Here is a 26,968-nt window from a genome sequence, read left to right as displayed (position 1 = left end):
ACCCTCACCGGATCCGCCCCGGATGCGGACATGTACGAGGTGCGGACGGGTAAGGCGGCGTCATGATGGCGAACACGATGACGAAGAGCAACGGCATCGGCGAGCGGGATACGATCCTGCGATCGATGCACGACACCGGCCTTGCCGCCTGGTTCGGCGGCTCGCTGATGGGTGCGGTGGGCCTCAACGGCGCAGCCGGCAAAGCCGGCAATCCGCGGGAACGGCTGACGATTTCGTCGATTGGCTGGGACCGTTGGGCCCCGATCAATCTCGCCGCGATTGGCGCCCACCTGATCGGGGCAACCGGCATCCTGGCCTCCGAACGACGACGCGTCGTCGGGCAGCGGGGCGTCGGCGCGATGAGTGCCGCCAAGACCGCGGTCACCCTCGCGGCGCTCGGCGCCACCGTGTACAGCCGAAAGCTCGGCAAGGAGTTGGAGCAGGCGGCCGAGGTACCGGTCGAGGGGGTGACGGAGCCGTCCGCGGAGACCCCTCCTGAAGTCCGTTCTGTGCAGCGGCAACAGCGGGTCGCCCAGTGGTCGGTGCCTGTACTGACCGGCGCGCTGATCGCCGTGTCGGCGCTGGCGGGTGAGCAACAGAAGCCGGGGTCGGTGATGCGCGGCCTCGCTGGACGGCTGCGTAGCATGCTCGTCCCAACGCGGTAGTCCCAGTGCGGCAGTGCGTCCGTGCCGCGGGCGGGTACTGGCACGGGCGGGCTGCCATGGCGCGGCCGCTGCGCAGACCGGCCCATTTCGCGGTGATCGGGCTGACCGCAGCGACCCGGTGCAGCGTCGTGCCGACTCGGCCACGGTCAGTCAGTGCAGTTCCGCCTTGGCCAGGTCGGGCAGGCTGGCCAGGTCAGTGACGACCAGGCGGGCGACATCGCTGAGGCGGCTGTCGGCGCGGCGGGCGTAGGCCCCGATCATGTCGAAGGCCACATCGACGTCGACATTGCGGACCTGCTCGACTGCGCCTTGGCCTGCTCGATCGCGAGCCGGCTTCGCAACACCGTCTGCAGTTTGTTCCGTCAGGACCTCCTCATGACTGACCGCCCGCTGCTGGAGAATGCCGATCGGCGTCAAGCGGTGACTCCGCAGTGTTCAGGATGGGAATCGAACCCATGCCGGTCAGTGTCAGAAGCAGACGGGTCATGGACGTCGGCCGACACACTGCCACCACCGCCTCCGGCGCCACGGCGATGCGTATCCGGGCAATGAAGTTGACCAACGCGGAGCTTGCGAACGTCACCCGGGCAAGATCAATGAGCACCGCGCCCGGCGCCGCGTCGCGAACCTGTTCGACCACATCCTGTAACGGCGGTCCGGTAACTGCATCGATGGCGCCCGCGAGGCACACGTACACGGCAGTGGTCGTCGGAGTCGTCGAGACGGTCAAGGCCCATAGGCCATCCTGTTGCACCTGCACACCCCTCACCCGCGAGCCGAGTGTCGAGGTCTGGGGCAACCTTGCGATCGTGCGTACGACCGATCGTACCGGGGTGTCCACAGACCCGCGACAAAATGCACGGCAGGTATTGATGCGCTGGAGGACCCATCGGTGCCGCGCGCCGCGCCCCATCCGTGCTGCTGGGAGCGGGTCACGGCATCACCGTGCCGGATGGTGGCGGGTGAGCGCGGTTCGAAGCCGGTGTAGAGGTCTCCGCAGCGTGTGAGGGAGCCAGCCGCCGGCCTGCATCGGCGGGATGATGCGATTTGCACAGGCCGTGGCGCCGGTGTCCGGGTGCCAGTGGATGAGCAGCGCGGTCGCATCGTCCTGCAACTGCTCATGCTGGTGGGTGAGGATCGCGTGGACGAGCCGGCGCATGGTCTCCGGGGCTGGTACGTCGTCGGCGAGCGCCCGAGTGACGAACTCGACTCGACGCGCAGGAGGCTGTACGCGGAGGCCAAGCGGCGTCACATCAAGGGCCGCTCGAAGGTGACGGGGCCGACCTCGAAGGCGCACTGCGTTAGTACAGCAAGAGGGGGCCCGCCGGCCCCCCTCGTTGTGTTTGCGGCGGTGGTCAGGCGCGGACGGCGTCGAGGGCCTTCTTCAGCGCGGCGGGCTGGCTGGGCTTCGTCGGTGCGTTAGGGCGGAGCTGCAGCATCTTCGCGCCGATCTCCTGCAGCTGGTTGCGGCCGAGGCCCTGGCGGACCTTCGGGAACCAGTCCTGCTCCTCTTCCTCGATGTGGTGGGACACGTTCTCGATGAGCACGGTGACCTTCGCGTCGAAATGCTCATCGTCGGCGTCCATCGTGGACAGTTCGAGGCACAGCACGTCGGCGACGTGGTGTTCCTCGTACGATTCGAGGATGTCCTCCTCGAGGTCGGGCAGCAGGCTGCGGACCTCGGGGTACATGACCTCGTTCTCCAGGTAGGTGTGCACGGTCAGCGCCTCGAGGATCTGCGTCACGATCTTCGCCTTGCGGGCCGGTGGCCCACCGTGCGCGGCCTGGAACTCCTTGAACAGCCGCTTGACGCCCTTGTGGTCGTCTTTGAGCATCACGATCGCGTCGGTGGACATCGACTCTCCCTGCACCTGCGGTTGGGGTCGATGCTCGGGGTACCCTGGCCGTGAACTGCGCAAACGCCTCGAGGATCGTTGAGGGCCAGCCGGAGGCGGGTGCGGTCCAGGGTGCGCGGCAGCCGCGCAGGCAGCGGCGCCGGAGGTTGCGGGTGCGGTAATCGCTCCCGTAGCACGGCGAGGAGCGGGGCGGTGCCGGTCGGTGACCGGGCGCGGCATTGGCAAGATTGGGCAATGGCCAACCTCATCTACTCGGCGATCGCGTCGCTCGATGGCTTCACCGCTGACGACACCGGCGACTTCGACTGGGCGGCGCCCGACGAGGAGGTGCTCGCTTTCGTCAACGACAGGGAACGGCCGGTCGGCACCTACCTTTGCGGGCGCCGGATGTACCAGACGATGATCTACTGGGAGACCGCCTCCATCGGCGAGGACGAGCCGGCCGTTGTGCGTGACTACGCGCGGATCTGGCAGGCGGCCGAGAAGGTCGTTTACTCCTCGACGCTGGACGCGGCCTCCAGCGCGCGGACCCGGCTCGAGCGGGAGTTCGCCCCGGATGCCGTCCGCCGGCTGAAAGAAGCCGCCGGACGAGACGTCACCGTCCGGGGTCCGCAGCTTGCGGCGCAGGCGCTCGCGGCCGGTCTGGTGGACGAGTGCCACCTCTTGCTCAACCCCGTCGTTGTGAGTGGAGGAACGCGCGCGTTACCCGCCGGTCTCCACCTCGAGCTGGAACTGCTGGACGAGCGCCGGTTCGGCAACGGCGTGGTCTACCTGCGATACCGGGTCGGCTAGGCTGCGTCCGACGAGGGTGGTAGGTGGCAGTCAACGCTTCCGGACGATTCGTGCCGGCGGTGCGACGGTGCAGGGCCGCTGGTTCAGAGCGCCCTGGCCGAACTGAACCGTGGCCGTGGCCGTGGCAACACCATGGCCGTTGACACTGAAGGCCAGCGATGACCCGTTGAGATGTGGCGGGGCGCTGCGGGCGAGCCAGTACAAGCAATGGCCTGAGCTCGCCCGGCGCCCATGCATTCGGCTACCGCGATGCCGCACCTGCTTCGGCCACGTGCTGCTGGTGCACGAACGGCGGTGTGCCCTCGACGGCCGGCGTGCGGGTGGCGCCCGGGTCGGCGCCCCGGTTGTGGCGCTCGGGGGAGCCGACCCAGGCTGTGGGCTGCTCGACGTAACGCCATTCCGTGCCGGCCGGCCATGGGCCTTGGCCCTGGTTCCACGGCCCGCGGTCAGACCCGGAGTCGGACATGTTCAGCGCGACGTTCTGGAAGCGGTCGTCGCCGGGGAGTCGGCCGGGCGGGAAGTTGACCGGCATTTCGTTCAGCGCTGCGGTGAATTGCTGGAAGTGCGCCACCTCGCGGGTCATCAGGAACGTCAACGTGTCCTGAACCCCCGGGTCGTCGGTGAACTGCTTCAGATACTCGTAGACGATCTTCGCGCGGGATTCGGCGGCGATGTTGCTGCGCAGGTCCACGGAGGGCTCGCCGTTGGCGTTGACGTACGTGCCGGTCCACGGCGCGCCCGCGGCGTTGACCACGTCCGGGCCGCCGCCGGTCAGCGCCATGAACAGTGGTGTTGTCGCCACCTGATGCATCACCTGATCACGGCCGGCCGCGTTGCCGACGAGCGGCATCCAGTCACAGGTTTCGTTGGCGTGCTTCAGGTCGTCGTTGAGACCGTCGAGCAGCATCGTGATGGTCGCGCCGACCATCTCCAGATGGCTCAGTTCCTCGGTGGCGATGTCCATGAACAGGTCGTACATCTTCGGGTCCTGCTTGCGCAGCATGAACGCCTGGGTGAAGTACTGCATCGCCGCAGCAAGCTCACCGTTTGCGCCGCCGAACTGCTCCTGCAGCAACGTGGCGAACCGAGGATCGGGACGCTCCACCCGAACCTCGAACTGCAGGTCCTTGACGTGCGTGAACACCGTACCTCCATCGTGTGCCGGGAAGCGCCGACCAGATCGGGCCGACGCGCGGCGGCTACCCGCACTCTGTGTCCCAAACCGGCGCCGGTCGTGCGGCGGCCCCGGTGGGCGGCCGGCCGCATCGCAACCACCCCACTGTGCGAAGAGCCGGATTACCGCGACATCCGGCGGTGGCTGCGCAAGCAGTTCGCCGACTCCCACTACGACGACCTGCGCACCGCCGGCACCGAGGTCCTGGACCTGCGGTACCAGCTGTCCGGCACCGAACGGTGCGAGTGGTGGGACGTAGACCGCCAAGGCGGTGCAGCTGCATTCGCGCGCCACGCGCAGCCGTCGCCGTCAGAGACACCGTCGCCAGAAGCAACGCCGACGCCAAAAGGAACGCCGTCGCGAACTCGGCGCGGACGGTGAAGGAGATGTTCGGGCTCGGGTCCGCACGGCTTACGTTGGCGTCGAGTGCCTGGAACTGTGTGTCCTACACCGTCGGGTTGTTCTGCCTCGGCACGCCGAACGGCTGTAGCCCGTCGTCGGTCCATTGGAGGGTGGCGCAGTGCCGCTGTCGAGGGTTAGCCGTCGTGCAGGACGGGTAGACGAGATCAAGTCGCCCAGGACCCCGGGGGCACCTCGTACTCATCGACGTGCGGCTGGAGTAGTGATGCGGTCAATACAAGGGCCTGGTCAACACAAGGGCCTACGGTGCTAGCTGAAGATGGCGATCCGCCAACCGTGGGTCCGCGCGGAAGCGCGTACTCAGCGTTGTCCCAGCAGATCAAGCGGGCTGGTCTGCTGGATCGCCGTCCCGGCTACTACGCCGGTCAGATCGCCTTCACGTTCGTCTTGTGCGCTGTCGGAGTGAGCGCGTTCGTGCTGGTCGGCGACTCGTGGTGGCAGCTCGTCGTGGCGGCATATGCCGCGGTGGTGTCCACGCAGCTGGGCTTCCTCGGTCACGATGCCGGGCACCGCCAGATCTTCCGGTCCGGACCGACGAACTACGTCCTCGGCGTGGTCCTCGCGAACATCGGCGTCGGATTCAGTTACGGCTGGTGGGTGGACAAGCACAGCCGTCATCACGCCCATCCGAACGACGAGGACAAGGACCCTGACATTGGCGCCGGGGCGGTGATCTTCACCACCGGCCAGGCGCAGGCAAGCGGTCCGATCGCGCGGCGGTTCTTTCGGTATCAGGCGTGGGCGTTCTTCCCGCTGCTGCTGCTGGAGGCCGTCAGCCTGCGGGTGTCCAGCGTGCGGTATCTCCTCGCGGACCGTACCCAGGCCCGCACGCGTGAAGGGCTGCTGATGAGCGTACACGTGGCCGGCTACCTGGCGGCTGTCTTCCTGCTGCTCTCACCGATGAAAGCGTTGGTGTTCATCGCGGTGCATCAGTGCCTGTTGGGGTTGTATCTGGGCTGCTCGTTCGCGCCGAACCACAAGGGCATGCCGACGTTGAGTGCCGCCGACAGCGCCGACTACCTGCGGCGGCAGGTTCTCACGTCGCGCAATGTCCGTGGGAACTGGCTCATCGATTTCGCGCTGGGTGGCTTGAACTACCAGATCGAGCATCACCTGTTCCCATCAATGCCGCGAGGCAACCTGCGCCATGCCCAACACATCGTCAGAGCGTTCTGCGACGTCCACCGCGTGCCATATCTCGAGACGGGACTGATCACGTCCTACGTGCAGGCGCTGCGACACCTCGATTCCGTTGGCAGAGCGCCGGCCCGCTCCGTGGCGGCATGACCTACGCCGCGAAGCCACCGCCGCCGAGGGCGTCCTCGGACATCGCGAATGCTCACCGCGCGGATCCCGCACGCCTGGGTGGCGCTCGGCTGGGGAGTCCACGGCCCGCAGCCGGGTGCCGTCGATGAGGTCGGCTCCGGCTTCGTGGGCGAGAGACGCGGCGCCGCAGCTTAGGTCGTGAAGCCGGCCCGGTGGGACACCAGCCCGTTTGACGAGGAGGCAGAAGGGCGCCGTTGCGTTGTGGGCCGGCGGACATGTTGAACCCGTGCCTGGGTTTGCGGTCAGATCGCTTGGGCGAGTTCGGAGAACGCAATAGCGACCCGCGTTGCCGGCGGGGCGTCGACGGCGAATTCGTAGTGACCGCGGCGGAGGTTCTGCATGAAGGCGTGCCCTGCGATGATCACCCGCGCGGTCTTGTCCGTTCGTAGCCCGCGCATCGGTCTCAACCGCTGCTTGAGTTGGCTGTGATCCGCCTCGATCGGATTGTTGGCGTACTGCTCGACGTGGTGCCACGCGGACGGGATCAGCTCGTCCAGGACCGCGGGGTAGACCGCGGCGGCGTCGGTGACCACCTCGCTGGGCGTAATTTTCAGCGTGGACAGCGCCCGGCGGAAGAACCTCCGCGCCGCGTCAGCGTCACGGCGTGCCGAGACGAGCACGTCGATGACCTGCCCGTGCTGGTCGACCGCGCGGTACACGTAGCGCCAGACGCCGTTGACTTTGACGTAGGTCTCGTCAACTTGCCACCTGTCGCCCGGCGCGTGGCGGCCGAACCGGGCAGCGTCGGCCAGCAGAGGGGTGAACCGCTGCACCCACCGGTAAACCGTGACGTGGTCGACCTCGACGCCACGCTCGACGAGCAGTTCTTCGACGTCCCGGTAGGACAGGTAGTACCGCAGATACCAGCGCACCGCGACGACGATCACCTCCGGCGGGAACCTGAAGCCGGCGAACGCCGACCTCGGCGGCAGCCACCGGCGTAGGCGGATCGACGACTTCACCGCTCAAGGCTGCCCCGACCTTGTCAACGCTTAACGCAACGGAGCCACTTCGACACCACCGACCTGCGAGAGGTCACCGCGGTGCCCGACGGCCACGCCGCGCAGACCGACCAGGTGCTGTACAACCTCGGCCCGTCGCGGTATCGAGTGGGATCTGCTGCCGGCGTGCCAGCGCTCCGGGCTGACCGTGATGGCCTACGCGCCGTTCGACCACCGGGGATCCGTCCTGCGCCACCCGGCGGTCGTCGCCGTCGCCGAGCGCCACGGCGTCACCCCGGGGCAGGTGGCGCTGGCGTGGGTGGTCCGCCAGGACGGGATCACCACGATCCCGAAGGCCGCCCACCCGGAGCAGACCGCGGAGAACCGTGCCGCGTTGGACGTGCGCCTCACCGCCGAGGACTTCACCGACCTCGACCGCGCGTTCCCGCCGCCGGACGGCGCCGCTCCGCTCGAGGTCCTCTGACCGCGAGCGGAGCGGGGCCTCTCCGGGCCAGGCGGAACGGATCGCCGCGCCGCGGATGTGGCGTGGGCACACGTGGTGCATGACCGCCACGGATGGGGGTAGGCCCGGCGCGTGAGCGGTGAGATCGTCGCCTGCTCGTACTGCGGGCGTAGGAACCGCGTCCCCACGGCGTCCCCCGGCGTCCCGCGGTGCGGCAACTGCCATCAGTCTCTGCCGTGGATCGCCGACGCGACCGACACCACGTTCGCCGCCGTGGCTGAGCAGTCGGCCCTCCCGGTGGTGGTCGACCTGTGGGCGACCTGGTGCGGGCCGTGCCGCATGGTCACACCCGCCCTGGAGCAGGTCGCCCGGGAGCTCGCCGGCGAGGTGAAGCTCGTCAAGGTCGACGTGGACGCCGCTCCGGCGCTGTCCCGCCGGTTCGACGTGAAGGCGGTGCCGACGCTGCTGATCATGCACGACGGGAAGGTCCTCGCGCGCAAGTCGGGTGCCGCGCCCGCGTCTGCGTTGCGGCAATGGGCCGACAGGACCCTTGCCGGCGTCCGCTGATCACCCCGGCGGCGCGATACGGCGCCCTGCCCACCTCGACAGGGTGGTCCGGTCTCGCCCAGGGCGCGCCGACGATTGTGTCATGTCGAGGGGACGAGAGCTGCTGTCGTCGGGTCAACGGGCGCCGAACTTCGTGCTGCCGAGCACGCCCGACCAGCACGTGGCGTTGTCGGACCTGCGGGGTGGGCCGGTGGTGCTCGCGTTCTACCCGGCGGACTGGAGCCCGGTCTGCGGCGACCAGATGGCGCTGTACCAGGCGGTACTGCCCGAGTTCGCCCGCTACAACGCCATCCCCGTGGGCATCTCGGTCGACGGCGCATGGTGTCACCGCGCGTTCGCCGAAGACCGGGCCATACGCTTCCCGCTACTGTCCGACTTCCATCCGAAGGGTGAAGTGGCCCGGCGGTACGGGGCGTACTCCGACGATGACGGCGTCGCCGAACGCGCGCTGTACGTGGTCGACCCGGAAGGCGTGGTGTTCTGGAGCGACCTGTCGCCGCGCGGGCTGAACCCGGGCGCGGACGGCATCCTCAATGCGCTGGAGGCCCTGTCCGCCGAGCGCAAGGGCGCGCAGATGCGGCCGGATGCCGATCGGGATGCGGACATTGCCGAGCAGGTCGCCGGACGCCGTGAGGCGAACCAGGCGCGCCGTGATGGGCTGGAGGACGAGACGCCATGACATCGCCGCTGCAGACCGCGACTGCCCGGCTCGTCGCGCCTGTCACCGAACGCGATCACTCGCTCGGACCCGTCGACGCGCCGGTCACGCTCGTCGAGTACGGCGACTACCAGTGCCCGTACTGCGCGAGGGCGCACCCGATCGTCGGTGAGCTGCTGCGGCGGCGGCAGGGCACGGTTCGGTTCGCGTATCGGCACTTCCCGCTGACGAACCTCCACCCGTTCGCGGAGATGGCGGCCGAAGCCGCCGAGGCGGCCGGCGCCCAGCGCCGCTTCTGGCAGATGCACGACTGGCTCTTCGAACACCAGAACGAGCTCGACGCGGCGACCATCCTCGCGGGCGCGGAGGCGGTGGGGCTCGACGACGAGGCGATCGCAGGGGCGATCCGCGGCCGCCAGTACCTCGAGAAGGTCCGTTCGGATTTCGTCGGTGGGGTCCACAGCGGGGTCAACGGCACGCCCACGTTCTTCATCAACGGCGGTCGGCACGACGGCGGCTACTCGCTGGCGGAGCTGGAGTTCGCCGTCGACGAGGCAGCTGCGGACGCCGAAGGCTGAAGCCGGCGGCGCCAGCCACGCAACGGAACCCCACTGCCGTGCCTACGAGTTACTCCCTGTGATCGTCGGGTTGGTCGCGTCGCCCGGACCGACCGCGGACCTGGCCCGCCAGGTCGTTGGCCAGCTTCCGGACATGCTCGCCACATCCAGCCGCTCTCACGCAGCGCCAGCGAGACGTCGAACACGCTGTACGCGGTGACGTCCTCGCGCAGCATCACCGCCAGCACTGGCAGGCGACGGCGCCTTCAGCCGCTGACGTGCCGGCATGCGCGGCTCGATTGCGGATAGGTGCCGACAACTCGACTGAACAGGAGGTATCGGGATGCCGGTGCTGGCCATCGAGCGGTTTGAGCGCTTCTTCCGGGCGGCGGCGAGCCTGGACGTGGACAAGAGCGACCTCAAGCGCTACGGCGACTTTGTTGACAAGAAGGTCTACGACCTGCTCCTGATCGCACAGGCGACGGCGAAGGCGAACGGTCGCGACGTTATCGCGCCCCAAGACATGGCGATAAACCAATCCTGAGGTTCAGGGCGTCGCCGGGCTGGACCCTGCGACTCGCGTCGGAGATCCAATTGACGCTCGAACACCCGCAGTTCGCCTAACCCCGCGGCTCGCCCGGCAGGCCAATTCGGCGTCCACCGGCTGGGTAGTGCGCCGTTGTGAAAGCTGTCGTGTATGAGGGACCGCGCAACGTCGCGGTCAAGGACGTGCCGGACCCGCGTATCGAGCACCCGCAGGATGTGCTGGTCCGGATCACCACCACCAACATCTGCGGTTCGGACCTGCACATGTTCGAAGGCCGTACCGGCATGGAGACCGGCCGGATCCTGGGCCACGAGAACCTCGGCGAGGTCATCGAGGTAGGCGCGGGCGTCGACAAGGTCCGCGTCGGTGACATGGTGTGCCTGCCGTTCAACATCTCCTGTGGGCACTGCGCGAACTGCGAGCACGGCCTCACCGCGTTCTGCCTGCGGGCGAACCCGGACCCGGACATGGCCGGCGCGGCGTACGGCTTTGCCGGCATGGGACCGTACAACGGCGGTCAGGCCGAGCTGCTGCGGGTGCCCTTCGCAGACTTCAACTGCCTTGTGCTGCCGGAGAACGCCCGCGACCGGGACCGGCAGCGCGACTACGTGATGCTGGCCGACATATTCCCGACTGGCTGGCACGCGACACAGCTTGCCTGCGTGCAGCCCGGCGAGTCGGTGGTGATCTACGGCGCCGGGCCGGTGGGTCAGATGGCGGCGCTCTCGGCGACGATCAAGAACGCCGCCAAGATCATGGTGGTCGATCATCATCGGGACCGGCTGGAGCTCGCCGCGAAGATCGGTGCTATTCCGATCGACGCGTCCAAGGAGTCCGTCGTCGACCGGGTGATGGACGAGACGAACGGTCTCGGCGCGGACCGCGGCTGCGAATGCGTCGGATACCAGGCCCACGACCCGTCCGGGCGGGAGCACCCGGAGATGACGGTGAACGCACTCGTGCAGACCGTCAAGTTCGCCGGCACGATCGGCGTCGTCGGCGTCTACACGCCCGAGGACCCCGGCAGCCCGGAACAGCTGTACAAGCAGGGAAAGGTCGCCTTCGACTACGGCACGTTCTGGACCAAGGGTCAGACGATGGCCACCGGGCAGTGCAACGTCAAGGCGTACAACCGGCCGCTGCTCAACCTCATCGAGCAGGACAACGCACGGCCATCGTACGTCGTGTCGCATGAGCTGCCGCTGCACCGGGCGCCAGAGGGCTACGAGCACTTCGACAAGCGCGAGCCCGGCTGGACCAAGGTGATCATGCACCCGGACCTCTGACGCGGAACGAGGGGTTTGCGAGCCACGCTTCGGTAGCTCGCATTCCTGGTTCCAGGGGGTGACTCGAACATGCCGGTCGAAACGCCGGACCGCTCCGGGGCGTACCCATGCTTGGACGACGCCCACATCCAGGCCCTGGCCGCCGAGGGACAACGCCACCACACACAGAGCGGCGAGGTACTCATCCAGGAGGGCGAGGAGCAGTACGACTTCTTCGTCGTGCTCGCCGGCAAGGTGGCCGATGTCGAGGGGTTCGGCGGCGACGAACGGGTCATCAGCGTGCACGGCCCCGGACGTTTTCTGAGTGAGCTGAGCCTGATCACCGGCCAGGCGGCCTTCTGCACCTCGCAGGTGCGCGAGCCCGGCGACGTCCTGAGGGTGCCGGTCGATCGTCTCAAGGCCGTTGTCGCGCAGGACTCCACGCTGGGTGACCTGATCATGAAGGCGTACCTGATCCGCCGGTCCCTGCTCATCGGCCGCGGCGCCGGGTTGCGGATCATCGGATCCCGTTTCTCGCCTGACAACCGGCGGCTGCGCGAGTTCGCTGCTCGCAACCGTATTCCCTACCAATGGGTCGACCTGGAGAAGGATCAGGACGCCGAGACGCTGCTGCGCGGGCTGCACGTGCGACCGGAGCAGACCCCGGTGGTGATCTGCCCGACGGGGCAGGTGCTGCGGAACCCGAGCAATGCGGAGCTGGCCCAGGCGGTGGGCCTGCCCGCACCCCGACCTGGCGTCATCGTGTGCGACCTCGCCGTCGTCGGGGCCGGCCCGGCAGGCCTCGCCGCCGCCGTTTACGGCGCGTCGGAAGGGCTGGTGACGGTTGCCCTCGACGAGTTCGCCACCGGCGGTCAGGCCGGCCGATCGTCGCGGATCGAGAACTATCCCGGCTTCCCGGCCGGGATCTCCGGCGGGGAACTGGCCGAGCGGGCGGTCGTGCAGGCCGAGAAGTTCGGAGCCACGTTCACTGTGCCGGCTCGAGCGTGCGGGCTGCAGGAACGGGATGGCAACTACGTCGTCAAACTCGACAACGGCGGTGAGGTCACGACCCGGACCGTCCTGATCGCGACCGGTGCCCGGTACCGCAAGCTCGACGTTGCGGGGTTCGACGAGTTCGAAGCGAGCAGCGTGTACTACGCGGCGACCCTCTCGGAGGCATTGTTCTGCCGCGACGACCCGGTCGCGGTCGTGGGCGGTGGGAACTCGGCGGGCCAGGCGGCGCTGTTCCTGTCGAGGTATACGCGGGTCGTGCACCTGCTGGCCCGCAGGGACCTCGGTGAGACGATGTCGCGCTACCTGGTGGATCGGATCGAGACGACACCGGGCGTTGCGACGCACCTCGGCACGGAGGTGCGTGAGCTGCTGGGCGGCGACACACTCGAGCGGCTCGTGGTCGAGGACGATCGCACCGGGCAGCGCCAGGAGATTCCCGCCCGTTCGCTGTTCGTCTTCATCGGCGCGCAGCCGTGCACCGATTGGCTGCCGGCTCGGGTCGCCACCGACGAGGACGGCTTCATCCTCACCGGCCCGGACGGCGACGAGCCGGGCCCGCAGGGACGGCCTCTGCTGCAGACGAGCCTGCCCGGCGTGTTCGCCGCCGGTGACGTGCGCAGCGGGTCGATCAAGCGGGTCACCTCGGCCATGGGCGAAGGCGCCGCGGCGGTGCAGCTGGTGTGGAAGTACCTGCAGAACACAGGCCGCGCCGCCGACGACACCGCGACAACCCTCACGTAGTCGCCGGCGCCGTTCCGACCCCCGCAGGGCCGCGGTTGCGCTTCTCGCTGTCGTGATGCCGGTTGCGAGCTGCTGCCCACGTCACTCCTACCGGGTGGTCCCGCGCCGGTCCGGTCGAAGAACGGTTGAACGTGGTCCGGCGGAAGGAGCAAACATGAGTACCGCAACCTTCACGCGCGCCGACGCTGACATCGAGCGGGACGTGACCGAGGAACTACGGTGGGATTCCCGCCTGCAGCCCAACGCCATAGCCGTCGGGGTACACGACGGCGTGGTGACATTGGCCGGATGGGTCGACAGCTACCCGAAGAAGTTGGCCGCCGAGCGTGCGGTGCACCGGATCCGCGGGGTGAAGGCGGTCGCCGACGACATCGAGGTCCGGTTGCCGATCGCGGCGCAGCTGCCGGACCCCGAGATCGCCGCGTCTGCCGTCCGCGCATTGGAATGGGATGCGTTCATTCCGATCGAGCATGTCGAGGTGACGGTATCCAAAGGCTGGGTCACGCTGCGCGGCGAGGTCGAATGGGAGCATCAGCGCAGGGCCGCGCAACGCGCCGTGGACAAGCTGCCCGGTGTGCGCGGAGTGACCAATCTCCTCTCGGTCCGTCCGCGTCCGCGGGTGCTGCCGTCACCGAAAGACCTGCGCACGCGGATCGAGGAGGCACTGGTACGCAGCGCCGAGACCGACGCCGAGCACGTGAACGTCGACGTGGCGAACGACAAGGTTGTGCTCACCGGTCAAGTCCGGTCGTGGGCCGAGCGGGAGGAAGCCGAACGGGTCGCCTGGTCGGCGCCGGGCGTGACCGCCGTCGAGAACCGCATCGTCATCGCCCCGTGAAGTGAATCGCCGCATCCGCCGTCGTGGCCCGCGACCCGTCAGGCCCGGCTAAGGCGGTGATGCCCGACAAAACTCGTCGAAGCGCTGGCCCGGCCGTCATCCGGGGCAAGGGACGTGGATTCACCTGTGTCCGCACAACGGTCGGGGAAACGCCAGAACTCGCGCCCGGAAGGGAAACCGATCACGATGACACTCGCACCATTCTCGTCCCGGCAGCGCCGCGGCGGGCTGATGGCTGGCTCGCCGGCGTACCGCTGGGATCCGCGCCGCGAGGTCGAAGAGCTCAACACCAGGTTCGGTCAGCTCATCCAGTCGCTCATCGGCGGCGATGCCGGGATCGGCGCAGCGGCCGGCTGGTCGCCGCCGGTCGATGTGGAGGAGACCGAGGACGCCTATGTCGTCGATGTCGACCTGCCCAACGTGAACCCGGAGGACGTCAGCCTCGAGATGCGCGGCGAGGAACTGCGGATCTCCGGCGCGTTCGAGGAGCGCGGTCGCGGCGGCGTCGTGCGTCGCCAGGGGCGGCAGACCGGCGAGTTCGAGTACATGATCGACTTGCCTAGCGACATCGACAGCGAGCAGGTGCAGGCTGCCTACAGCAACGGCGTGCTCACCGTCACGGTCCCGAAGGCCAGCGACGCGCAGCCGCGCCGGATCGAGATCCAGGCGCAGGGAGACCAGCAGGGCCAGCAGCGGCTGGGCCAGCAGCAAACGGGCCAGCAGAGCGGCCGGCCGACGGGCCAGAGCGGTCAGCGCACCGGTCAGCAGCCCGGCCAGTCCGCCACGGGTCAGCAGCAGACGGCGCAGCGCGGCGCCCAGCAGTCCGATTCGCAGCCGCGAGGCGGGAAGAACCCGGGCCAGCGGAGCTGACCGGGCGGTACCGCGGATTGTGCTGACCAAGATGTGCAAGCACGGCGCGAGGGCACCCCGGTCGACGTGGCGCGACGCCATGCGGCCGCGGTGCTCACGGGCCGGGCCGGGCACGTTCGAGGCGCCCGTCGGTGCCGTACGGACCCGTTGGCGACGCATCAGCCGTATCCCCGAAAGGAGCCGGTCATGGCCAGAGCTGTAGGTATCGATCTCGGCACGACCAATTCGGTGATCGCCGCGTTCGAGGGTGGCCAGCCGACCGTCATGCCGAATGCGGAGGGCAGCCGGACCACGCCGTCGGTCGTCGCGTACACCGACACCGGCGAGCGGCTGGTCGGTCAGCTCGCCCGGCGGCAGTCGGTGCTGAACCCCAAGGGCACCGTGTACTCCGCGAAGCGGTTCATCGGCCGGAAGTTCGACGAGATCACCGAAGAGGTCAGGACGGTCACGTACGACGTGGTACCGGGGCCGGACAGGACGGCCCGGTTCGACATCCGAGGGAAGCAGGTCTCGCCGGAGGAGGTCTCCGCACAGATCCTGCGCAAGCTCGCCGACGACGCGGCGAAGTACCTGGGGGAGAAGGTCACCGAGGCCGTCATCACCGTCCCGGCGTACTTCAACGACGCCCAGCGGCAGGCGACCAAGGACGCCGGCCGGATCGCCGGCCTCGAGGTGTTGCGGATCATCAACGAGCCGACCGCGGCCGCGCTGGCCTACGGCCTGGACAAGAAGGGCCACGAGACGGTCCTCGTGTTCGATTTGGGTGGCGGCACGTTCGACGTGAGCATCCTCGACGTCGGTGACGGCGTCGTGGAGGTGCGGGCGACCGCCGGCGACACACACCTGGGCGGCGACAACTTCGACCACCGCCTGGTCGACCACCTCGCCGAGGAGTTCCGCAAGGAGCAGGGCATCGACCTGCGCCAGGATCCGCAGGCGCTGCAGCGGCTCACCGAGGCCGCCGAGCGGGCGAAGATCGAGCTGTCGTCGGTGACCCAGACCCAGGTGAACCTGCCGTTCATCACCGCCGACGCGGCTGGTCCCAAGCACCTCACGACGACGCTCACCCGCTCGACGTTCGAGGCGCTCACCCACGACCTGCTGGAGCGCACCAACGGCCCGATGCGGCAGGCGATGAGCGACGCCGGCGTCAAGGCCGACGACCTCGACGAGGTCATCCTCGTCGGCGGCGCGACCCGCATGCCGGCCGTGCAGGCCCTCGTACGCCGGCTCACCGGCGGCAAGGACCCCAACATGACGGTGAACCCGGACGAGGTCGTCGCGCTAGGTGCGGCGATCCAGGCCGGCGTGCTCAAGGGCGACGTGCGCGACGTCGTGCTGCTCGACGTCACCCCGCTGTCGCTGGGCGTGGAGACCCTCGGCGGCCTCATGACGACGGTCATCGAGCGCAACACCACGATCCCGACCCGCCGCACCGAGACGTTCACCACGGCACAGGACAACCAGCCGGCCGTCGACGTGGTGGTGCTGCAGGGCGAGCGGGAACGGGCCGCCGACAACCGGGTCCTCGGGCGGATGCGGCTGGAGAACATCCGCCCCGCGCCGCGCGGCGAACCACAGATCGAGGTCACCTACGACATCGACGCCAACGGCATCCTCAACGTATCCGCGAAGGACAAGGACACCGGCGCCGAGCAGAAGATCACCATCACCGAGAGCGGCACGCTGGACAAGGACGAGGTCGAGCGGATGGTGCGCGAAGCCGAGCAGCACCGCGCCGCGGACCAGCAGGCACGTCAGGAGATTGACGCCCGCAACGAGCTCGACAGCGTCGCGCACCAGGTGCAGCGCCGCCTCGACGAACTCGGCGATCAGGTCCCCGAACACGAGCGGGCCCGGGCCGGGATGCTCGTGCAGGAAGCCCGGCAGGCCGTCGACGGGCAGGCGCCGATGGATCGGGTGCAGAACCTCACCAACGACCTTCGGCAGATCATGTTCGCGTTGCAGTCGGCCGCGCAGCAGCAGGCCGGTGGAGGACAGACCGCGGGCCAGGAGGCTGGGCAGCCCGGTGGGTCGGCGGCGGCCGATGACGTCATCGACGCGGAGTTCAGCGGAGGGTGAGCCATGGCCGAGCCGAACGGCGAGGGGATCAACAACGCCGCCGATGAGCCGGTGCGCCAGGCGCCGCGGCCCGATGCCGAGGGCGCGGCCCGGCCGGAGGATCAAGCGCTGGCCGAGGTGCGGGACTGGGCGCAACGGGCGATCGCCGACGCCGACAATGCCCGCAAGCGAGCCGAGCGGACGTGCGCCGAGCGGGTCGCCGCGGAGCGGCAGCGGGTCGCCGCGGCGTGGCTGCCCGTGCTGGACAACCTGGATCTCGCGCTGCGCCACGCCGGTTCGGACCCCGAGGCGATCGTGCAGGGCGTCGCGCAGGTCCGGAAGCAGGCCGGGGAGGTTCTGGCCCGCCTCGGCTTCGGCCCGGTCGGCGCGGTCGGTGAGCCCTTCGATCCGCTCCGGCACGAGGCGGCCGAGGCGGTCGAGGAGCCGGGCGTGCCGACCGGCACCATCGTTCGGATCATCCGCCCGGGTTACGGCGGCGACACGCTGCTGTTGCGCCCGGCCGTCGTAGCCGTGGCCCGCGCCGGGAGTGTCGGCGACGGGTCGGACACGAATCGGGAATCCGATGGCGGCTGAGCGGCGCGACTTCTACGAGGTCCTCGGCGTCCCACGGACCGCGACGGCGGAGGAGATCCAGCGCGCGTACCGCACGCTGGCCCGCCGCAACCATCCGGACGTCAACAAGGAGCCGGGCGCCGAGGACCGGTTCAAGGTCATCACCGAGGCCTACGACGTGCTCTCGGATCCGAAGAGCCGCCGCAAGTACGACCGGTTCGGCGCTCAGTGGCGGCAGGTGCCCGACGACGTCGAGCAGCGCGCCGGGGCCCGGCAGCGTGCGCCGGCTGGCGCCGGGTTCCCCGGTCAGGGCGCCGGCTTCGGCGGTCGGGGCGGCATCGGCGAGGAAGTCGACATCGAAGACCTGCTCGGCAGCATCTTCGGCGGAAGACAGGGCGGTGCCGGCGACCGTTTCGGACGTGGGCCGGTGCCCGGCGCCGACACCGAGGCCGAGATCACCATCAGTGTCGAAGACGCCTACCACGGCGGCCCGCGCCGGATCACGCTGCCCGGCGGCCCCGCCGGCCGCACCCGCGAGTACGAGGTCACCATCCCGGCCGGGGTCACCGAGGGGCAGCGGATCCGGCTTGCAGGGCAGGGCTCCGGCGGCGCGCGTGGCGGCCCGTCCGGCGACCTGTACCTGGTGGTGCACATCGCGCCGCACCCCCGGTACAAACTCAGCGGCCGCGATATCACGGTGGAAATCCCGATGGCGCCGTGGGAGGCGGCCCTGGGCGCCACGGTGCCGGTCGAAACGCCTGGCGGCACCCTGCGGGTCGACGTCCCGCCCGGCACGCAGTCGGGGCGGCGGCTCCGGCTGCGCGGCCGGGGCCTGCCGAACCCGCGCGGCGCGCCCGGCGACCTCTACGCCGAAATCAAGATCATGGTGCCCCCCAAGCTGAGCGACGCCGAGCGGCGCCTGTTCGAGGAACTGGCGACGGTGTCGTCGTACAACCCGCGAGGTGACCGATGACATACGCCTTGATGCGCCGCCCCTACCTGTCCACGGACGCGTTCGCCGCCGCCGCCGGCCTGCACCCGGACCTGATCTCCCGGCTGGTCGCGCTCGGCCTGCTGGAACCGCACATCGACGAGCGCGGCAACCGCTGCTTCGCCCAGACGCAGCTCAGCCAGGTTGCCCGGATCCGCCGGCTGCACGCCGACCTGCCGCTGAACTACGCGGCGGTCGGCATCGTGCTCGACCTGCTCACCCGCATCGACGAACTCGAGGCGCAACTCAGGAGGCGGACATGGACCTGAACCGACTCACCGAGAAGTCCCAGCAGGCGCTGCACGACGCCCAGACGAAAGCGATGCGGCACGGCCACACCGACGTTGACGGCGAGCACCTGCTCCTCGGCCTGCTCGATCAGCCCGACGGTGTCGCGGTGCGGCTGCTCACCGGCATGGGCGTCGACATCGAACAGCTGCGCGACCGCGTCGAACGCGACCTGCGGCGCCGGCCGAGCGTGACCGGGCCCGGCGCCCAGCCCGGCCAGGTGAGCGTCACCCGCCGGCTCGCCGCGGACCTCGACGCCGCCGAACGCGAGGCCGGCCGCCTCAAGGACGAGTACATCTCCGTCGAACACCTCCTCCTGGCACTCGTCGACGAGGGCAGCTCCACCGATGCCGGCCGGGCCCTGCACGACTTCGGCGTAACCAGGGAGCGGTTGCTCACCCAGCTCACCGAGGTGCGCGGGGCGCAGCGGGTCACCTCCGCCAACCCGGAGACTGCCTACGAGGCCCTCACCAAGTACGGACGTGACCTCGTCGCCGACGCCCGCGCCGGCCGGCTCGACCCCGTCATCGGCCGCGACGAGGAGATCCGCCGTGTCGTGCAGATCGTGTCGCGCAAGACGAAGAACAACCCTGTCCTCATCGGCGACCCGGGGGTCGGCAAGACCGCGATCGTCGAGGGCCTGGCCCAGCGGGTCGTCAACAACGACGTCCCGGAGGGGCTGCGCGACAAGACGATCTTCGCGCTGGACATGGGCTCCCTGGTGGCCGGGGCGAAGTACCGCGGCGAGTTCGAGGAGCGGCTCAAGGCCGTTCTCGCCGAGGTGACCGCCGCGCAGGGCCGGATTCTGTTGTTCGTCGACGAACTGCACACAGTGGTGGGCGCCGGAGCCGCCGAGGGGTCGATGGACGCCGGCAACATGCTCAAGCCGATGCTCGCCCGCGGCGAGCTGCGGATGATCGGGGCGACCACACTCGACGAGTACCGCAAGCACATCGAGAAGGACGCCGCGTTCGAACGCCGGGTTCAGCCGATCCTGGTGCAGGAGCCCACCCCGGACGACGCGGTCACCATCCTCCGCGGGCTGCGTGAGCGCCTCGAGGTGTTCCACGGCGTGCGCATCCAGGACGGGGCGCTCATCGCCGCGGTCCAGCTGTCCCACCGGTACATCGCCGACCGGTTCCTGCCGGACAAGGCCATCGACCTGGTCGATGAGGCCTGCGCGATGCTGCGCACCGAGATCGACTCGCAGCCGGCCGAGCTCGACGAGGCCGCCCGGCGCCTGCTGCGGCTGGAGATGGAGGAGGCCGCGCTGTCCAAGGAGGACGACCCGGCCAGCACCGCCCGGCTGGATCAAATCCGGCGGGAGATCGCCGACCTGCGCGGCGAGGTCGACGCGATGCGCGCGCAGTGGAACGCCGAACGCCAGGCGATCCGCAAGGTGCAGAGTCTGCGCGAGGAGACCGAGCGGATCCGGCGGGAAGCGGAGGCGGCCGAACGCGGCTACGACCTCGACCGGGCCGCTGAGCTGCGCCTGGGCAAGTTGCCGGAGCTGGAGCGGCGGCTGCGCGCCGAGGAGGAACGGCTCACCGCCAAGCAGGGCGGGCACCGGCTGCTGCGCGAGGTCGTCACGCCCGACGAGATCGCCGGCATCGTGGCGCGCTGGACCGGCATCCCCGTCGCCCGGCTGCTGGAGGGCGAACGGGACAAGCTGCTGCACCTCGAGGATGTCCTGCACGAGCGGGTCATCGGTCAGGACGAGGCCGTCCAGTTCGTCGCCGACGCCGTCATCCGCGCCCGCTCCGGTATCAAGGACCCGCGCCGCCCGATCGGCTCGTTCCTGTTCCTGGGCCCCACCGGCGTCGGCAAGACCGAGCTGGCCAAGACCCTCGCTGCGGCGCTGTTCGACACCGAGGACAACATGGTCCGGCTCGACATGAGCGAGTACCAGGAACGGCACACCGTGTCCCGGCTCGTCGGCGCGCCGCCCGGCTACGTCGGTTACGAGGAGGGCGGACAGCTGACCGAGGCGGTGCGCCGCAAGCCCTACTCGGTCGTTTTGCTCGACGAGATCGAGAAGGCCCACCCCGACGTGTTCAACACGCTGCTGCAGCTGCTCGACGACGGACGGCTGACCGACGCCCAAGGGCGCACCGTCGACTTCCGCAACACGGTCGTCATCATGACGAGCAACCTCGGATCGCAGCACCTTATCGAGGGTGTCACGGCGGACGGGCAGCTCACCGAACAGGCCCGCGCAGGGGTCATGACGGCCCTGCACGAACACTTCCGCCCGGAGTTCCTCAACCGCATCGACGAAACGGTGCTGTTCAAGCCGCTGACCTTGCCGGAGATCGAACGGATCGTCGACCTGCTGCTCGACGACCTCCGCAACCGCCTCGCCGACCGGCGGATCACCGTCGAGGTCACCGAGGCGGCCCGGCGCTTCATCGCCGAGGCGGGATTCGACCCGGTCTTCGGCGCCCGCCCGCTGCGCCGGTTCCTGCAACGCGAGATCGAGACCCGCATCGCCCGTACGCTGCTGACCGGCGACGTCCTCGACGGCGCGACCATCACCATCGACCGCGCGCCCGGCAACGGGATCGACGTGGCCTGGAGCCAGGAGCCGGCGACCGCCGCCGCAGCCGCCTGACAGAGGGCGCGACAGGGGCTGCCACCCCTGATCGTCGATCTGATGCGACCGCGCCTCAGCCCCCCCGTTGCAATCCGGGGCGCTGGTGGGGGTGTTGCCAGATCGCTTCCCACTGCGTCCACTGGCCGACGCCGGGCGGCTGCCGCCAGGTCGTGTCTGCCCGCATGGGCAGGATCGGGGTCCACCTGGCGAACAGCCGGCTCAGCTCGGTCGCGCCGAAGAAGCGGATGTCCAGGCCGGTCTTCGGCCCGGCGAGGTACCGCACGGTGAACCCGCCGTCGGGGTGGCGTTCGGTGACGTCGTGGTCGGGCCAGACGTCGGTGCCGGCGGCGTTGACCCGCACGCACAGCAGCCCACCGACCGCCACCCGATCCTGTGCTGCACGCACATGAGCATGGGCGGTGCGGCGGTCGCCGTGCTGGAACACCTGAATCCCCACCACCAACGGCCATTGTTGCTCGGGCGGCAGGACGGTCAGGTCACCGTGGACGAACCGGGTCGCCCGATCGGGGCGGCGCGCCCGCAGCTGGGCGATCGCCTCCGCGGAGATGTCCAGACCGGTGATGTCGACCCCGGCGTCGAGCAGGGGCAGCAGATGCCGGCCGTTGCCGCACCCGATCTCCAATCCGTGTCCTGCGCCGGCCGTCCGCGCTGCGGCGATGACGTCGTCGAGGTACGCCACCGGTGCGTCGGTGGTGTACCGGCCGGCGCGGTACTCGGCGTCCCACGCCCGTTCCGCCGGCCCGTTCACCGCGGTCCGTCGCTTCCGACCGGCCAGTCCAGCGCCGCGTACACGCGCCCGGAGCGGTACAGCTCGACCCCAATCTCGGTGTACCACAGCAGCGGCCTCGGCAGCGCGTCCAGCGGTGCCCGGCGAAGCTCGGCGTACTTGGCCGGTTCGGCGATGACCGGCTCGCCGTGCACAGCGGGGTCAGCCTCGAGGTGGAAGTACACCGTGGAACGGTTGGAGCTGATCCTGGAGCAGACCGAACAGGACGCGGCGCTCCTCGCCGACGGTGAGCACGTGTCCGGTCCGTCGGCCGACGAATACCGCGCGCGGACCGCCCGAAGCGCCCACTTCGCGGGCCGGGTCGTCACCGGGGTCCGCAACATCGAGCGGCTCCTGACCCAGGCCGACGCGAACATCCACCACGGGGACACCATGACCTGCGTATGGCGCACCGCGACCGCCGCCTGCCAGCAGACCATACTCGCAGCCGGACTACCAGCCGACGACGGACCCGACGAGTCCCAATGCCGATCGGCCTGCCTGAACCTCGCATACACCGACCGGGACATCGACGAACAACGCCAACGACTGGCTGCCTGGTCCGCGGAAGCGAGCGACCCGCTCGCCCCACGCCCGCTCCGTGACCGCGCCGGCGTCCTCGCCGAACGCGCCAGACGTATCACCGCCCGGCACGAGCGAGCCTGCAGCAGGCCCGCGGGCATCGAGGGCGGCGGTGATGACGGCTTTGCCGTAGCAGTCGTAGGCTTGCTCCCAGCCTTGGATCAGGGCTGAGCCAGCGGCGAGGACCTGGGTGAAGCCGGCGTCTGGGAAGTCGGCCCGGACCGCCTCGTACAGGGCTCTGGTCTTGCCGACCAACGACCCGCCCATCAGCAGCACGAACCCGCCCCGCGCGGCAGCGGCGGTGAGCGCGGCGCGCAGGTTCGCGTCCAGGTCGCGCGGCACGTACGGCGGCAACTCGCCGGAAGCGTCGGGGATCTGGATGGGAGGCGTGCACGCCGAGTAGGCGTGGCCGGGCCTGCCGGACTCGCTCGGCACCTGCGGGGCGAGGCTGGTGGGCGGTCGCGACCCGTTCCCACGCGGCCAGCCACGGCCGCTGCGCCGCCTCGTCACCGAGCCCGCATGCGAGCAGGTCTGCGCCTCGGCCAGGCTGGTGGTCTGCGGGCACAGCTGCAGATGGGGTGGCGCGGCGGCCAGGAGCGCCTCCAGCCGGGCCCGCCGTTGCCGTAACGGCAGCGCGGTCAGCTCACCACGGTCGTCCTGCAGCAGATCGAACACCACGTTGTGGGCGGGCCGATCCCGCACCTCGCGGGCCAGCCGGCGCCCGGCGGTTACCCGGCCCTGCAACGCCGTGAAGCTCGTCCGGCCACGGTCAGCGGCCCAGATCACCAGCTCGCCGTCCAGGACCGTCCCGACCGGCAGGCCACGCAGCAGCCGGCGGATCTCCGGGAAGTAGCCGGTGAGGTCCCGCAGCTGCCGGGACTGAACCAGGACCCGGCCCTCGAGCACCCACGCCAGGGCCCGGAACCCGTCCCATTTCGGCGCATACACCAGGCCGGCGGGCAGCTCCCGGACCGCGACAGCGCGCATCGGCTCAACCGGCGGCCGCACCAAAATCACCCCGTGACCAGCGGTTACGGCTCTGACCCTACCCTGCTGCACCATCGCCAGCTCGACGAACCGGCAGCACCCACGGCACAACCTCGCGGCCGGTCGGTACGCACGGCCACCGCCGACGCGACGGCCCCGGCCCCTGTCGACCTGCCCGGACCCACCCTCGGTGTCCGGCGGGAACGACAGCAGCCGACGCCGCCGCTCGGCGCTGATGGTGCTGCCTGGCAGTGTCGTGCGGTGGAGGGCGATACGCACGGCCAGGTCGAGGTCGGCGCCGCAGTCTGCCAGCAAGCCCACACACGCGACCTCGTAGGGGTAGGTGCCGCCGACGTATGCGGCGGCAGCGTGCGCGAGGACGAGCCGCCGCCGTTCGGCCGGGTACGGCGCGAGGTCGGCCCCGATCGCCGTGTGCGCCGCGACCGGCGTCTGGCCACGGTGCAGCGTGCAGTTTTCGACCGTGCGGTAATCCGCGCGACGGCCAGGCGTTCCCGCGGGTTGAGGCATTCCACCCGTAGCTCGTCCGAGACCATGACCATGACCATACGTTCGCACACACGTACGAGAATGATGGCGGCGGCACCGTAGACGTGCCGCTGCGATTCCCCGCAATACCCCATAGGTCATTTCGGACCTGGGCGGCGCGGCGGCCGGACCGCCGTGGCGGCGGCTCCCGAGCCGGTCCACGAACGGGCTGGCTTGCCCTTGCCACCACGTCAGCCCGAAGGGACTTAAGCCCAAACCGTCTGATCCGTAGTTCGACGATTCGCATCGCGGGCCGACCCGGACCTAAGTGCATCGCGACACACGGCCGGTCCGATCGCCTGGTGGTCAGCGCGTCGCCCGCTGGCGTAGCACCTGGAACGCAATCTCGCCAGCCTTCAACGCTTCGTGACGAGGAGACATACCACGATGGCCACCCACCGACACCGCTCCCCCACGATCACGCACGCGCCGGCCGCCGACCGCACCTGGACCGCGGCGCGCGTCCGCGCCCTCGGCGTCATCACCACACTCACCACGGCTGCATCGTCCTCGGGATCAGCCGATCCCAGGCCTACCGCCTTGCCGCGGCCGACGCCTTTCCAGTCCCGCTGATCAGGGCCGGCACCCGCGTCATCGTTCTCGTCGTGCCCCTCCTCCGGCGGTGCGCACCCGGCGACGCCCCGCGGCCAGGGGCGGCGCATCAGCGACTTGATCCCGCTCCGGAATCGAGGGTGGATGCAGCGACCGCCCAACCCAGCGGATTCCATACGCCCGCGCCGACGCGGACACACCGGCCGAGGAGACGAACCGTGAGAGGCAGTACCTTCAAACGCTGCGGCTGCCGCGACCAGACGTCAGGACGGCGGCTCGGGCAACGCTGCCCGCAGCTGCGCCGGTCAGACGGGGCGTGGTCGCGCAGCCACGGCCAATGGCACTGGCAGATCGATATCCCCCCGCGGGCCGACGGCACCCGCCGCGTCCTCCGCCACGGCGCCTACCCCACCCAAGCCGACGCCAACACCATCCTCGACCAGATCCGCGCCGCGCTCGCCGTACCGGACCCGACCGACGAGTACACCGTCACCAGGACAGGCGACCTCATCGAAAACGCCGTGAACGCCGGCGCGCCGATCCCCACCCCGGACGAACTGCGCCGCTGGCTGCACCTGGACATCACCCCGACCGAACTCCCGACCGTCGAGGCCTATCTCACCGAGTGGCTCAGCAGCCGCAAGAAGATCAAACACGGCACGCTCCGCGGCTACGAAACCCACATCCGCCGCTACCTGATCCCCCACCTCGGCCACCGGCGCATCGACCGGCTCCGCCCGAGCCACATCGACGCCATGTATGAACTTATCGAGGAACACAACAGCATCATCCGCACCTTGCGTGCCAGCCCCGACCAGGCGACCCGCGATCAGGTCCTTGGCCAACGCACCGTCGGTGTGAACACCCTGCACCGCATCCACGCCACCCTCCGCAAAGCCCTCAACGACGCCATCACCCGCTACCGCTACATCGACATCAACCCCGCCCGCATGGTCGAACTGCCACCAGCACAGCCACCGAAACCCACCGTGTGGACCGACCAACGCGTCGCCACCTGGCGCGAGACCGGCAAGGTTCCGAGCCCCGTGATGATCTGGACCCCTGCACAGACCGGACGGTTCCTCGACCACGCCCACCACGCTCAGGACCGGCTCTACGCCCTCTACCACCTGGTCACCTTCACCGGTCTGCGCCGCGGCGAAGCCTGCGGGCTGCGCTGGGACGACGCCGACCTCGAAGCCGGCACCATCACCATCCACCACCTGGCCACCCAGGCCGGCCTGCCACCGATCCGACTGCACGACCTCCGGCACGGCGCAGCCACCATGGGCCTCGCCGCCGGCGTCGAAATGCGGGTCATCTCCCACCAGCTCCGCCACGCCAGCCCCCACTTCACCGCCAAGTTCTACGGCGCCGTCCTCCCAGAGGTCGCACACGCGGCCGCCGAGGCCACCGCCGCCATCGTTCCCCGCCAACATCGGCCAGCCACACGATCCGCATGACATCAACCGCCGGCACTCCACGCGCAGGCGTCGCGCCCGGGAGCACCGCGTCCAGCGTGAGGTCAGCCGCATCGACGACGGAGGTAGGCCGTTCGTGCCGCCGCCGCTGCCCCACTGATGGGTCCGATATGCGGCCTTGGTCGATCGGCGCGTTCGCGCGCGTTGGCGCGGCTTCGCCGCCTATTTCGGTACGGTGACGGTGAGCTGCCATTGCTGCTGCGGCGGTCCGTGCGGGTCACCGGCGAACGGTGCGGTGCCGGTGCTGATCGTGGCCGCGCCCGGGTGTATCGCCCGGCAGGTTGCGGTGGCCGAGCCGTTTGGCTGTTGGCTGCTGTCGCAGGTCACCGTCTGTGTATCGGAGCTGGTGAAGAGCTGCCACGGCTGAGTCGGCGACGACGGCGCGTCGAGCACGAGTTGTTCGCCGACGCGCAGGCAGACCGGAGCCGCACCGGCACCCGGGCTGACCGTCACGCGCGCCGAGCCGCACGAGCCGGTGGCGCCGGTCGGCGCACCTGTCGCTGCTGATGGCGCCGGACGGGCCGGCACCGCAGGCGCTGAACCACCAGACCCGGGAGAACCGCTCCAGCCGCCCCGAGTGCTGCCGCTGACCACGCCCGAGGCTCCTTCGGCCGGATTGCTGCCGGCCTTCGCGCACCCGGCGAGCACCACGAACAACGCCGCGCACATCACTGCCGTGCCGGTCACCCTCATCGCGTACGGCTCCCATCGCGAGTCCTGACGCCCAGTTTGACGGCCGGCCGGCGCCGCCGGTTCCACCCGTTTCGCAAAACGTAACGAGGCGAAGCTGCTGATCAAGCCGAATTTCTCAGAAGAGATGCCATTTTCCGCGA

At 69.7% G+C, this 26,968-nt stretch carries 28 protein-coding genes; 18 read left to right on the top strand and 10 right to left on the bottom strand.

The window, feature by feature from the left end; genetic code table 11:
• The first annotated feature begins 62 nt into the window (after positions 1–62).
• On the top strand, positions 63–665 hold the full coding sequence (locus AB0B76_RS40795) for a hypothetical protein (protein ID WP_360385828.1): 603 nt from the start codon (positions 63–65) through the stop codon (positions 663–665).
• Between the two features lie 150 nt (positions 666–815).
• On the opposite strand, the gene AB0B76_RS40790 is transcribed toward AB0B76_RS40795, so the two are convergent.
• From AB0B76_RS40790 to AB0B76_RS40775, 4 genes are all read right to left on the bottom strand, one after another.
• Positions 816–1,082: a hypothetical protein gene (locus tag AB0B76_RS40790; RefSeq protein ID WP_360385826.1), complete on the bottom strand. Its 267-nt coding sequence runs from the start codon at positions 1,080–1,082 to the stop codon at positions 816–818.
• Positions 1,039–1,425, bottom strand: coding sequence for an STAS domain-containing protein (locus AB0B76_RS40785; protein ID WP_360385824.1), 387 nt, complete (start codon positions 1,423–1,425; stop codon positions 1,039–1,041). Before AB0B76_RS40785 ends, AB0B76_RS40790 begins: the two co-directional genes overlap by 44 nt.
• A 180-nt stretch (positions 1,426–1,605) precedes the next feature.
• Positions 1,606–1,824 (bottom strand): hypothetical protein, encoded by a 219-nt coding sequence (locus AB0B76_RS40780; protein ID WP_360385822.1) that lies wholly within the window; start codon positions 1,822–1,824, stop codon positions 1,606–1,608.
• A gap of 196 nt (positions 1,825–2,020) precedes the next feature.
• Positions 2,021–2,521, bottom strand: a complete 501-nt coding sequence (locus AB0B76_RS40775) for a hemerythrin domain-containing protein (protein ID WP_360385820.1) — start codon at positions 2,519–2,521, stop codon at positions 2,021–2,023.
• 234 nt (positions 2,522–2,755) lie between these two features.
• Between AB0B76_RS40775 and AB0B76_RS40770 the strand changes: the two genes are divergently transcribed.
• Positions 2,756–3,313, top strand: a complete 558-nt coding sequence (locus AB0B76_RS40770; protein ID WP_360385818.1) for a dihydrofolate reductase family protein — start codon at positions 2,756–2,758, stop codon at positions 3,311–3,313.
• Positions 3,314–3,554: 241 nt separating this feature from the next.
• Here the strand turns inward: AB0B76_RS40770 and AB0B76_RS40765 are convergent, their stop codons facing one another.
• Positions 3,555–4,754, bottom strand: a complete 1,200-nt coding sequence (locus AB0B76_RS40765) for a manganese catalase family protein (protein WP_360385816.1) — start codon at positions 4,752–4,754, stop codon at positions 3,555–3,557.
• A gap of 459 nt (positions 4,755–5,213) precedes the next feature.
• Between AB0B76_RS40765 and AB0B76_RS40760 the strand changes: the two genes are divergently transcribed.
• Positions 5,214–6,194, top strand: coding sequence for an acyl-CoA desaturase (locus tag AB0B76_RS40760; protein WP_360385814.1), 981 nt, complete (start codon positions 5,214–5,216; stop codon positions 6,192–6,194).
• A gap of 281 nt (positions 6,195–6,475) precedes the next feature.
• On the opposite strand, the gene AB0B76_RS40755 is transcribed toward AB0B76_RS40760, so the two are convergent.
• Positions 6,476–7,165 (bottom strand): IS6 family transposase, encoded by a 690-nt coding sequence (locus AB0B76_RS40755; protein WP_360385981.1) that lies wholly within the window; start codon positions 7,163–7,165, stop codon positions 6,476–6,478.
• A gap of 220 nt (positions 7,166–7,385) precedes the next feature.
• On the opposite strand from AB0B76_RS40755, the gene AB0B76_RS40750 reads away from it, so the two are divergent.
• The 14 genes from AB0B76_RS40750 to clpB all read left to right on the top strand — a co-directional run bounded on the left by AB0B76_RS40750 (position 7,386) and on the right by clpB (position 21,218).
• Complete coding sequence (locus AB0B76_RS40750) at positions 7,386–7,658, top strand: aldo/keto reductase (RefSeq protein WP_360385812.1); 273 nt, start codon at positions 7,386–7,388, stop codon at positions 7,656–7,658.
• A 111-nt stretch (positions 7,659–7,769) separates the two neighbouring features.
• Positions 7,770–8,204 carry a thioredoxin gene (gene trxA, locus AB0B76_RS40745; RefSeq protein ID WP_360385810.1) on the top strand — a complete coding sequence of 145 codons (435 nt, stop codon included), beginning with the start codon at positions 7,770–7,772 and terminating at the stop codon, positions 8,202–8,204.
• Between the two features lie 82 nt (positions 8,205–8,286).
• A complete protein-coding gene (locus tag AB0B76_RS40740) occupies positions 8,287–8,883 on the top strand; it encodes a redoxin domain-containing protein (protein ID WP_360385808.1) in 597 nt (198 codons plus the stop codon).
• Positions 8,880–9,440 (top strand): DsbA family protein, encoded by a 561-nt coding sequence (locus AB0B76_RS40735; protein ID WP_360385806.1) that lies wholly within the window; start codon positions 8,880–8,882, stop codon positions 9,438–9,440. The genes AB0B76_RS40740 and AB0B76_RS40735 overlap by 4 nt, the downstream gene beginning before the upstream one ends.
• A 322-nt stretch (positions 9,441–9,762) precedes the next feature.
• Entirely contained in the window at positions 9,763–9,963 is a 201-nt protein-coding gene (locus AB0B76_RS40730; protein ID WP_360385804.1) for a DUF1931 family protein, read from the top strand.
• A 149-nt stretch (positions 9,964–10,112) separates the two neighbouring features.
• The gene (locus tag AB0B76_RS40725; RefSeq protein WP_360385802.1) at positions 10,113–11,252 is read left to right on the top strand and encodes a glutathione-independent formaldehyde dehydrogenase; all 1,140 of its coding nucleotides are present in this window, start codon (positions 10,113–10,115) and stop codon (positions 11,250–11,252) included.
• A 69-nt stretch (positions 11,253–11,321) separates the two neighbouring features.
• Positions 11,322–12,986, top strand: a complete 1,665-nt coding sequence (locus AB0B76_RS40720; RefSeq protein ID WP_360385800.1) for an FAD-dependent oxidoreductase — start codon at positions 11,322–11,324, stop codon at positions 12,984–12,986.
• Positions 12,987–13,140: 154 nt separating this feature from the next.
• Positions 13,141–13,824, top strand: coding sequence for a BON domain-containing protein (locus AB0B76_RS40715; RefSeq protein WP_360385798.1), 684 nt, complete (start codon positions 13,141–13,143; stop codon positions 13,822–13,824).
• A 126-nt stretch (positions 13,825–13,950) separates the two neighbouring features.
• On the top strand, positions 13,951–14,694 hold the full coding sequence (locus tag AB0B76_RS40710; protein ID WP_360385796.1) for an Hsp20/alpha crystallin family protein: 744 nt from the start codon (positions 13,951–13,953) through the stop codon (positions 14,692–14,694).
• 186 nt (positions 14,695–14,880) lie between these two features.
• Positions 14,881–16,776: a molecular chaperone DnaK gene (gene dnaK / locus AB0B76_RS40705; protein ID WP_360385794.1), complete on the top strand. Its 1,896-nt coding sequence runs from the start codon at positions 14,881–14,883 to the stop codon at positions 16,774–16,776.
• A gap of 3 nt (positions 16,777–16,779) precedes the next feature.
• Positions 16,780–17,349 (top strand): nucleotide exchange factor GrpE, encoded by a 570-nt coding sequence (locus AB0B76_RS40700; protein ID WP_360385792.1) that lies wholly within the window; start codon positions 16,780–16,782, stop codon positions 17,347–17,349.
• Positions 17,339–18,301 (top strand): J domain-containing protein, encoded by a 963-nt coding sequence (locus tag AB0B76_RS40695; RefSeq protein ID WP_360385790.1) that lies wholly within the window; start codon positions 17,339–17,341, stop codon positions 18,299–18,301. The genes AB0B76_RS40700 and AB0B76_RS40695 overlap by 11 nt, the downstream gene beginning before the upstream one ends.
• Positions 18,298–18,588, top strand: coding sequence for a chaperone modulator CbpM (locus AB0B76_RS40690; protein WP_360385788.1), 291 nt, complete (start codon positions 18,298–18,300; stop codon positions 18,586–18,588). Before AB0B76_RS40695 ends, AB0B76_RS40690 begins: the two co-directional genes overlap by 4 nt.
• Complete coding sequence (clpB, locus tag AB0B76_RS40685) at positions 18,579–21,218, top strand: ATP-dependent chaperone ClpB (RefSeq protein ID WP_360385786.1); 2,640 nt, start codon at positions 18,579–18,581, stop codon at positions 21,216–21,218. Before AB0B76_RS40690 ends, clpB begins: the two co-directional genes overlap by 10 nt.
• A gap of 55 nt (positions 21,219–21,273) precedes the next feature.
• On the opposite strand, the gene AB0B76_RS40680 is transcribed toward clpB, so the two are convergent.
• The 3 genes from AB0B76_RS40680 to AB0B76_RS40670 form a co-directional block, all read right to left on the bottom strand.
• Positions 21,274–21,969, bottom strand: coding sequence for a class I SAM-dependent methyltransferase (locus AB0B76_RS40680; protein ID WP_360385784.1), 696 nt, complete (start codon positions 21,967–21,969; stop codon positions 21,274–21,276).
• Positions 21,966–22,172 carry a hypothetical protein gene (locus AB0B76_RS40675; protein WP_360385782.1) on the bottom strand — a complete coding sequence of 69 codons (207 nt, stop codon included), beginning with the start codon at positions 22,170–22,172 and terminating at the stop codon, positions 21,966–21,968. Before AB0B76_RS40675 ends, AB0B76_RS40680 begins: the two co-directional genes overlap by 4 nt.
• A gap of 268 nt (positions 22,173–22,440) precedes the next feature.
• Positions 22,441–24,132, bottom strand: a complete 1,692-nt coding sequence (locus tag AB0B76_RS40670) for a hypothetical protein (RefSeq protein ID WP_360385780.1) — start codon at positions 24,130–24,132, stop codon at positions 22,441–22,443.
• A gap of 740 nt (positions 24,133–24,872) precedes the next feature.
• Between AB0B76_RS40670 and AB0B76_RS40665 the strand changes: the two genes are divergently transcribed.
• A complete protein-coding gene (locus AB0B76_RS40665; RefSeq protein WP_360385778.1) occupies positions 24,873–26,117 on the top strand; it encodes a tyrosine-type recombinase/integrase in 1,245 nt (414 codons plus the stop codon).
• A 180-nt stretch (positions 26,118–26,297) separates the two neighbouring features.
• Here AB0B76_RS40665 and AB0B76_RS40660 read toward each other — a convergent pair whose 3' ends face one another.
• The gene (locus AB0B76_RS40660) at positions 26,298–26,933 is read right to left on the bottom strand and encodes a hypothetical protein (RefSeq protein ID WP_360385776.1); all 636 of its coding nucleotides are present in this window, start codon (positions 26,931–26,933) and stop codon (positions 26,298–26,300) included.
• Positions 26,934–26,968: the final 35 nt, after the last annotated feature.

This window comes from Dactylosporangium sp. NPDC049140, from assembly GCF_040648435.1.
This window is presented reverse-complemented; position numbering and strand designations above follow the sequence as displayed.